The organism is Streptomyces montanisoli, from assembly GCF_017813245.1.
GTDB classification, from domain to species: Bacteria; Actinomycetota; Actinomycetes; order Streptomycetales; family Streptomycetaceae; genus Streptomyces; species Streptomyces montanisoli.
In genome coordinates, this window is sequence record NZ_JAGIQL010000001.1 from 17,765 (window position 1) to 26,043 (window position 8,279).

The 8,279-nt window shown below is 71.6% G+C and carries 7 protein-coding genes; 3 read left to right on the forward strand and 4 right to left on the reverse strand.

Going from position 1 to position 8,279, the window contains the following annotated elements:
* Positions 1-4 precede the first annotated feature (4 nt).
* On the reverse strand, positions 5-1,573 hold the full coding sequence (locus JFN87_RS00095; protein WP_209337691.1) for a hypothetical protein: 1,569 nt from the start codon (positions 1,571-1,573) through the stop codon (positions 5-7).
* Positions 1,574-1,779: 206 nt separating this feature from the next.
* Between JFN87_RS00095 and JFN87_RS00100 the strand changes: the two genes are divergently transcribed.
* Positions 1,780-3,141 (forward strand): C1 family peptidase, encoded by a 1,362-nt coding sequence (locus tag JFN87_RS00100; protein WP_209337692.1) that lies wholly within the window; start codon positions 1,780-1,782, stop codon positions 3,139-3,141.
* A gap of 322 nt (positions 3,142-3,463) precedes the next feature.
* The gene (locus JFN87_RS00105) at positions 3,464-4,777 is read left to right on the forward strand and encodes a peptidase (protein WP_209337693.1); all 1,314 of its coding nucleotides are present in this window, start codon (positions 3,464-3,466) and stop codon (positions 4,775-4,777) included.
* Between the two features lie 61 nt (positions 4,778-4,838).
* On the opposite strand, the gene JFN87_RS00110 is transcribed toward JFN87_RS00105, so the two are convergent.
* Entirely contained in the window at positions 4,839-5,309 is a 471-nt protein-coding gene (locus tag JFN87_RS00110; protein WP_209337694.1) for a MarR family winged helix-turn-helix transcriptional regulator, read from the reverse strand.
* 134 nt (positions 5,310-5,443) lie between these two features.
* Here JFN87_RS00110 and JFN87_RS00115 point away from each other — a divergent pair, with 134 nt between their 5' ends.
* A complete protein-coding gene (locus tag JFN87_RS00115; RefSeq protein WP_209337695.1) occupies positions 5,444-6,658 on the forward strand; it encodes an amidohydrolase family protein in 1,215 nt (404 codons plus the stop codon).
* 14 nt (positions 6,659-6,672) lie between these two features.
* Here the strand turns inward: JFN87_RS00115 and JFN87_RS00120 are convergent, their stop codons facing one another.
* Together JFN87_RS00120 and JFN87_RS00125 are read right to left on the reverse strand one after the other, a co-directional pair.
* On the reverse strand, positions 6,673-7,578 hold the full coding sequence (locus JFN87_RS00120; protein WP_209337696.1) for a CU044_5270 family protein: 906 nt from the start codon (positions 7,576-7,578) through the stop codon (positions 6,673-6,675).
* On the reverse strand, positions 7,575-8,162 hold the full coding sequence (locus JFN87_RS00125; RefSeq protein ID WP_307865233.1) for an RNA polymerase sigma factor: 588 nt from the start codon (positions 8,160-8,162) through the stop codon (positions 7,575-7,577). The genes JFN87_RS00120 and JFN87_RS00125 overlap by 4 nt, the downstream gene beginning before the upstream one ends.
* Positions 8,163-8,279: the final 117 nt, after the last annotated feature.

The window sequence follows — 8,279 nt, forward strand, 5'->3', positions numbered from 1 at the left end:
TCCTTCAACCCACGGGTGGAACCCGGGTGGAAACCGCGGCGGCCCTGACGCGTGCGCGCCGCCGCCGGCGCCAGGGGCGGATCCCCGCCGCGAGGCCGAGCACCGCGAGGAGGACGCCCACCGTCTCGTAGAGGCCGGGCGTCGCCCAGGACGGACCCGGCCACACCGAGACGGCGACCCGAGCGGTGTCATCGGCGGCCGAGGTGTCACGGCTGGGGTGCTTGGCATCACCGTCGGTGACCCGAACGCGCCCACCCGTGTGCACCGTGTCGTCGTCGATACGGAGGGTGAACGGAAAGGACGTCGTGGTGCCGGCCGCACCGGCCTTCTGCGCCGTGCACACGTACCGGCGCGCGCTCGGCTGCCCCACCGACGCCTCGGCGAGGGGTCTGCCGTTCGCGCCGAGGGCGCGGCACCGCTGGTCGTACACCTCCTCGTCGGCGTAGGGGTCGTACGGGGAGGCCACGACGGTCGTGCCGTCGGGCACCGTGAACTCGACCTTGACCGGTGCGGGCAGGTCACCGGGCCCGTTGTTGCGCACCCCGACGCGCACGTCGGCACGGCTGCCGACGGGCCCCTTGACGGTCCCGGCGAGGGCGACGAGGTCGCTGTGGCTGCGCACGGGCACTTCGAGCACAGCCGGGTCGTCGTCGGCCGGCTTCACGGCGCCCGCGTCCTGCCCGCCGCCGGGGACGAGGCCGATCGCGGGCCCGTCGCCGGGGTGGTACTGCGGCGCGATCTCGTCCGGCGGCACGTAGTCGGCGCTGAGGGCGGCCACCTCGAAGGAGACGCGCGGGTACATGGCGTCGGAGGCGGCCCGCACTGTCTCCGGCGTCTTGAGGTGGTAGGAACCGCCGGCAGGAATGGTCACGTCACCGGCAGGCAACCGGCACCAAGCCGAACTACCACGCTTGTAAAGGCAGTTGCGATGCCTGCTGCCAAAGACAAAACCATGGCGCAGATTCATGAAGAAGGACACGCCACGAGCAGGCAGATCGCCACTGTTGTGCACGGTCAGCGACACCTCGACGCGGCCACCCGGATCCACCTGACCCCGGTCCGCATGGGCGCTCGCCTCCAGCACAGGCTTCCCGACCATGACGACGGTGTGCCCGGTGACGGCCGCACGGCCGGGCGCGGCCACCCGGTAGCGCAGCACGCCCGAGTCGCCCGCCGTGGCGCCCTTCGCCGGGCTGAGGTGGAAGGACTGGATGACCACTGCCTGGTTGGACGTCCCGTGCCCAGAGCAGTGAAAGACGGGCAGGCGGACGGGGCAGGCATCCAGGCCCGTCCGGATGGAGGCGACGCCCTTGAGGCCGCTCGCGTCGAACGTGATCGCGAGATCGCCGTCGGCCCACTTCTCCTGCACGCGCAAGTCACTGGAGCCCTGGTCCGCGTCACGCGGCACGTAGAACACGGCGGGCACAACGAGCTCCGGCGCGTCCGCGGCACCGGCCGGCACCGGCCGCACAAGCCCGGCGACCACGGCGGCCCCCACGAGTAGCCCCCCGACGACCACCCGCAACGCGCGAAAGCCCCGGCACCTGAACCCGAACCCGCTCAACTTGTCCACCACGCGCACCCTGCCAACCCCACGTCACACCCGGGCCTCAAATCAGTCACAGTCCCTGGCCGCCCGCAGGACGTAGCCTGCTGCCGCCCGGCCGCCGTCCCGGAGCCGGCTCGCCCCGAACGGTTGCGTTGACTAGGCCGAACAGCCGTGCGACGGTGAGGGTGAGCTGCCCCCCGTGCCCGCCGTTGAACTGGAGGAATACCGCTGTGAGCTACGGAAACGACGACCCCCGCCCGACCGTGGCCCGCAGCCTGACGCCGGACCAGGTCGAGCTCTTCGAGAAGGGCTTCGCCGCCCGGCCCGCGAACCGGCTGATGCAGAACGCCGTCACCCAGACCCCGGTGGACGACGTCGCCCTCGACCGGCGGATCCTCACCGGCATCGACCACTCGGTCTCCCACCACCTGGACGACTGGAAGGTCACCAACCAGAAGCAGAGCGGCCGCTGCTGGATGTTCGCCGGCCTCAACCTGCTGCGCGTCGGCGCGGCGAAGGAACTGGGCCTGAAGGACTTCGAGTTCTCCCAGAACTACACACTCTGGTGGGACAAGTTCGAGCGGGCCAACCACTTCCTCGAGGCCATCATCGAGACCTCCGGCCGCGACGTGGACGACCGCACGGTGGCGCGCCTGCTGACGGACCCGATCGGCGACGGCGGGCAGTGGAACATGTTTGTGGCGCTCGTCGCCAAGCACGGCCTCGTGCCCAAGTCGGCCATGCCGGAGACGGACAGCTCGTCCTCGACCCGCGCCATGAACCGCGTCCTGGAGACCCTGCTCCGCCAGGGCGCCCGCGACCTGCGCGCACAGGCGTCCGAGGGTGCCGAGGCGCAGCGGGAGCACAAGCGCGACATCCTGGCGGCCATCCACCGCGTGCTCAGCATCCACCTCGGCACGCCGCCGCAGAAGTTCCTGTGGCAGTGGGAGGACAAGGACAAGGAGTTCCACCGCGACGGCTGGCTCACCCCGGCCGAGTTCGCGGCCAAGTACGTGCGACTGCCGCTCGACGAGTACGTCTGCCTGGTGCACGACCCGCGCGAGTCGAGCCCGGTCGGCCGCACCTTCACCGTCGAGTACCTCGGCAACATCGTGGACGCCCCGCCGGTGGTGTACCTGAACGGGCGGATCGAGCAGCTCAAGAAGCTGGCGATGGACGCGATCGTCGGCGGCGAGCCGGTGTGGTTCGGCTGCGACGTGGCGAAGATGATGCGCTCGGACGTCGGCGTCTGGGATGCCGAGCTCTTCGACTACGCGGGCGTCTACGACACCGAGTTCACCTTGGACAAGGCCGACCGGCTGGTGCTCCACGACACGGAGATGACCCACGCGATGCTGTTCACCGGCGTCGACGTCGTGGACGGCGGCCCGCGCCGCTGGCGGGTGGAGAACAGCTGGGGCGAGGACCGGGCCGACAAGGGCTTCTGGACCATGAACGACTCGTGGTTCGGCGAGCACGTCTTCGAGGTCGCGGTCAGGCGCTCCGCGCTGCCGCCCGAGCTGGCGGCCGCCCTCGACCAGGAGCCGATCGTCCTCCCGGCCTGGGACCCGATGGGCGCGCTGGCCGACTGAGAACGGCGAGAGGCAACGGCCGAAGGCGGGCCGCGCGGCACGGTTCGCGCGGCCCGCCTTCGGCCGTTCCGGGCCTGTTCCGGACCCGTTCCCGGGCAGTGATATGCATCACGAAAGTACCGAGCGGCGGGTGGGCAACCACCCCCGTATGCGGCAATTGCCCACCCTGTGAGGACGGTGTGAAGCGCCCTTCACGTTCCTAACGCGCTTCCGACAACGGCGTTTCCGGTCATACGATCACCAAATCAAGCCCTGCGTGAGTGCTACCGCAGCGGCTTCCACAGCACTTTCCCGCCCGCCTCCGGACCCGTGAAGGAATCCGTTGAAGATTTCGCGAACCCTTGCCACGACCGTCGCCGCCGCAGTGACCGCACCCGTCGTCCTGCTGTCCGCCACCCCCGCGCTCGCCGACGCCAAGCCGGCCGCCTCCACGCAGGCGCAGCACCAGAAGGAGTCGGGCAAGCCGACCATCGAGCAGCTGGAGAAGGCCGCCGCCAAGGCGCAGAAGGCGTACGACGACGCCGTGACCGCGACCAAGGCCGCAGAAGACGCCGTCGAGGCCGTCGCCGCCATCGACGCACCTCTCACCGTCGCCGCGCGGGAGGCCCAGGAAGCGGCGGACAACGCCGCCACAGCCAAGGCGAAGGCCGACAAGGCGCTCGCCGACGCCAACGCCGCGCTCGACACGCTGCCCCCCGATGCCACGGACGAGCAGAAGGCGGCCGCACAGAAGGCCGTCTCCGACGCGGAGGCCGCCGCCAACGCCGCGGCGGCCGCCAAGGACGCCGCCGACGCCAAGTCCACGGAGGCGGCCAAGGCCCGCCATGACGCCGGCCTCGCGGCCTTCACGGAGCTCTACAAGCGGCGGAAGGCCGAAAAGAAGGCCCTCGCGGCCAAGAAGGCCGCCGACAAGGCGCTCGCCGACGCCAAGGCCGCGGCGGGCGGCCAGGACTGCCACTACGAGTCAAAGCTCACCACCGCCATCACCGGCCTGCCGTCCAAGATCACCGCGGGCTCGACGACCGACTTCGCGGTCCACGTCACCAACGGCACGGACAAGACGCTCGGCAAGGTCGTCCCGCACCTCTACTTCCACGCGACGGACAAGACCGGCCGCAACGTCATCGACGACGCGCTGCACCTGCAGTGGTCCACCAGCGCCTCCCCGGCCTGGAAGAGCGTGGGTGCGAGCGGCGACGCCGGCTCCATCAGCCCGCTGAAGGCCGGCGCCTCCGCCGACGTCAAGCTGCGCCTGAAGATCGACGCCGACGCACCGGCGGGCGAGGGCCTCGCCTTCGTCGCCGGCGACTACGTCCAGAGCGACGACTCCTGCGGCGGCAACCTGCCCACCGAGTACCCCTTCCAGATCGTCGCGGCGGGCAAGGACACGGGTGACGGCGGCGCCGCCAAGCCCGGCCCGTCCACGTCGCCGAACGCGGGCACCAAGCCCCAGGGCGGCAAGTCCGTCACCCCGATCGCCTCCACGACGCCGGTCGCCACTCCCACCGGCACCCTCGCGCACACCGGCTCGTCCTCGGCCCTGCCGAAGCTCGCCGCGGCGGCCGGGGCCGCGGTGGCACTCGGCGCCATTGCGCTGGTCGTCGGCCGTCGCCGCAAGGCGGGCTCGGCGTCCTGACGCACCGTCACGGAAGCCACGTAGTGTGAGGGAGGGCGCCCCTGGAGAGGGGCGCCCTCCCTCACGTCTGCGCGCTCGCGGCCCGCGCCCTGGACCACGCGGTGGCATCGGCCCCGTACCGGACCAACAGGCGCGCGAACTGCACCCGTTCCTCCGGCGACCAGGCGGCGGTGATCTCCTGGAACGCCGCGCGCTGCTCGGAGGCGAATCGGTCGCGTTCGGCCTCGCCGTGCTCGGTGAGTTCGAGCACGGTACGGCGCCCGTCGGACTGCGACGCCGCCCGGCGCAGCAGCCCGTCGTCGATGCAGGCGGCGACGGTCCGGCTCGCCACCGGCTGGGCGACGCCCATCTCGGCTGCGAGGCCGCCGACGGTCGTCTCGCCCGGCGCGTCGGCGATCACGTTGAGCACGAGGTTGCGGGAGAGGTCCTTGCTCGAAGCGGGCGTGCGTCGCCGCAGACGTGACAGGGCCGGGCCGATCTGGTCAAGCAGCAGATCGTCGGCGGGCTGCTCGGGGGAGGACGCACTGCTCATGCGGCCGATTCTAGGCCCGCACCCCCACATTTGCATACCGCGACGCAACTCCATAGCATCAGTCATGCAAATGCAGAGATGCGGCTATGCAGCAAGGCAGCACGCAGTAGAGCAAGGAAACGAGGCGGACCGCCATGGCACTCACCGCGATCACCAACGCCCGCGTCTTCGACGGGGAGAAGACACTCGGCGTGCGGACCGTCGTCATCGACGGCGACAGGATCGCCCGCGTCGGCGGCGACGCGCCACACGGCAGCGAGATCGTCGACGGCGGCGGCGCCACACTGCTGCCGGGCCTCATCGACGCACACGTCCACTCCGCGCCCGGCTCCCTGGCGCTCGCCCTGCGGTTCGGTGTGACGACCGAGCTGGAGATGCAGGGCATGAACACCCGGGAGAACCGGGGGGCCATCACCGACGACGACACCGTGGCGGACGTGCGCTCCGCCGGCTTCGCCATCACACCGCCCGGCGGCCACCCGAGCGAGCTGATGCCCGAGGGCTTCCGCCCGAAGTGGGACCTGCCCCCGGTGATGCCGCTGATGCCCTTCTCCACGACCCCCGAGGAGGCGGCGGCCTTCGTCCCGCAACTACTCGCCCGTGGCTCCGACTTCATCAAGTTCATGATCGACGACGGCAGCGTGGAGGGGCACCCGGGACTGCCGTCGCTCGACCAGGCCACACTCAACGCCGGTGTGGCGGAGGCCAAGAAGTACGGGGCCCTCACCGTGGCCCACGCGCTGACAGCGGAGGCCACCAGGATGGCGGCGGAGGCCGGCGTCGACGGCGTCACCCACGTCTTCATGGACCGGCCGCACACGCCCGGCCTGATCGAACTCATCAGGGACGCGGGCATGTTCGTCATCCCCTGCGTCACGCTCAACGCCTCGATGATGGGGATCACGGCCGGCGAACTCGCCGACGACCCCCGCGTCGCCGCGCGCCTCGACAGCAAGTGGGACGAGACGCTGCGGTCCAGCTACGGCCGCTACCCGCAGGGCAAGCTCGACGACGTGTACGACACCGTGCGCGCCCTGGACGCCGCAGGCGTCGACATCCTGGCCGGCACGGACGTCTCCATGCCCGAGACGTTCTTCGGCGGCCTGGCACACGGGGCGAGCCTGCACCACGAGCTGCGGTACCTCGTGGCGGCAGGCCTCACCCCGGCCCGTGCACTGCGCGCGGCCACGGCGACGACGGCCCGCCGCTTCCACCTCGGCGACCGGGGCCGCGTCGCCGAGGGCCTGCGCGCGGACCTCGTCCTGGTGGACGGCGACCCGACGACCACGATCACCGACACACTCAACACCCGAGCGATCTGGCGCCGAGGCACCCGCCTGGCAGCGTGACGCGCCGTCCCTCGTCAGCCGATGGAGTCGGTCAGCCCGGTGGACAGGTACGTCGCCCGGCGCTGGTCCTTCTCGCTCCGCCACGGCTCGATGAGCTCAAGGAGCTTGCTGGTCCTCGGGTCGATGATCACCTCGGTGGTGCCGACGCCCCCGTGGAAGGACAGCTCCGTCCCACTGCGCCCGATGCTGTCCTTGACGGTACCGACGACGCTCACGCCCCTCAGGTCCGCCAGCGCCTTGAACACGCCGCTGCGCAGGCGCGGGCCGGCCGGGGCGTTGGCGAGGAGGGTGCTCGCCTGCACGAAACCGAGCGTCGCCGCGTCCTCGTCCTCGTCGGCGGACGCCTTGGTGGTGTTCTCGATCCTGCGCAGCAGCTGGTCCGGGTCCGTGGTCAGCGCGTCCAGGCCGTTCCAGTCGTACGTCCTCGACCCGAGCCGCCACCCCGGAAAGTGCGACTTGCGGAAGGGCTTGCCGGAGGCGGAGGTGTAAGTGACGTCCATGGACCGGGAGATGTACGCGCCCATGGAATCGGTGCGGGTCTTCCAGTACCTGCCCGAGCCGGCCGGTTGCGTGGCGGCGACCTCGGCGACGTTGTTCAGGAAGACCGACGCGGACTGCGCCCGAGCCGTCCCGTGCTGGTCACCCGCCCGCAGGTTCACGCCCGCCACGGCGACACCGGCCGCAACGGCCGCCAACGCGATCACGGAGAGAAGGCGACGGCGCTTACGCAAGGGCGCCACCACAACGCCTTCCCGCACCTCCCGCCGCGCGGCCCCCTCGACCGCTGCCATCGCCCGGGCCAGCGCGTCCGCCGACGGAGCCTCGACCCGGCCCGCCGCCCGCAGCGCCTCGGCGCCGGGAAAGTCCATCAGTGCCTGCTGCTCGCTCATGCCCGTCTCCTCGACGTCGTACGTACTCATGCCAGGTCTCCCGCCACGCCCAGGCCCCGCCCCGCGGGCCGGGTCGTAGCGAGCCGCTCGCGCAACCGCCCCCGCGCCCGGTGCAGCCGAGAGCGCGCCGTCCCGGCGGGGATGCCCACGGCGGCGGCCGCCTCGGCCGGCGTCAGCTGCTCCCAGCTGACGAGGAGCACCAGCTCCCGCTCCTCCGGGGGCAGTTCGGCGAGCGCACTGCGCAGCGCGGGCGCGAGGGCGGCCGCGTCCAGCCGCTGGTCGACCGCCTGCCAGGGGTCGACGACCTGCCCACCTTGCAGGGCCTCCGGCCGCGCCGCACGCCGCACATGGCTCGCGAGGACGTTGCGTGCCACCCCGAACAACCAGCCCCGCGCGGACCCGCGAGAGGCGTCGAACGTCCGCCGGGACGCGAACGCCTGCAACCACGCCTCGGCCAGCAGATCATCCGCGGCCCCGGGCGCCCGCCGCACGAAGTAGCCGTGCAGCGCCGCCGAATGCCTCTCGACCAACGGCGCGAACGCCGCGGGATCATCGGCGGCCGAGGACAACTGGGCATCACCGTCGCGGTCGTGCCCGTCCTGTTCCGATTCCACAGATCTCCGTCTCCGACAGTCGGACGACAGTCTCACCCAGTACTTGTCGCCCAACGCGCCCGGCGTTCGCGCCGAGCCTCTTGGCGCGGTCGGTCACGAGAGCTGCGGCCGCGCCGC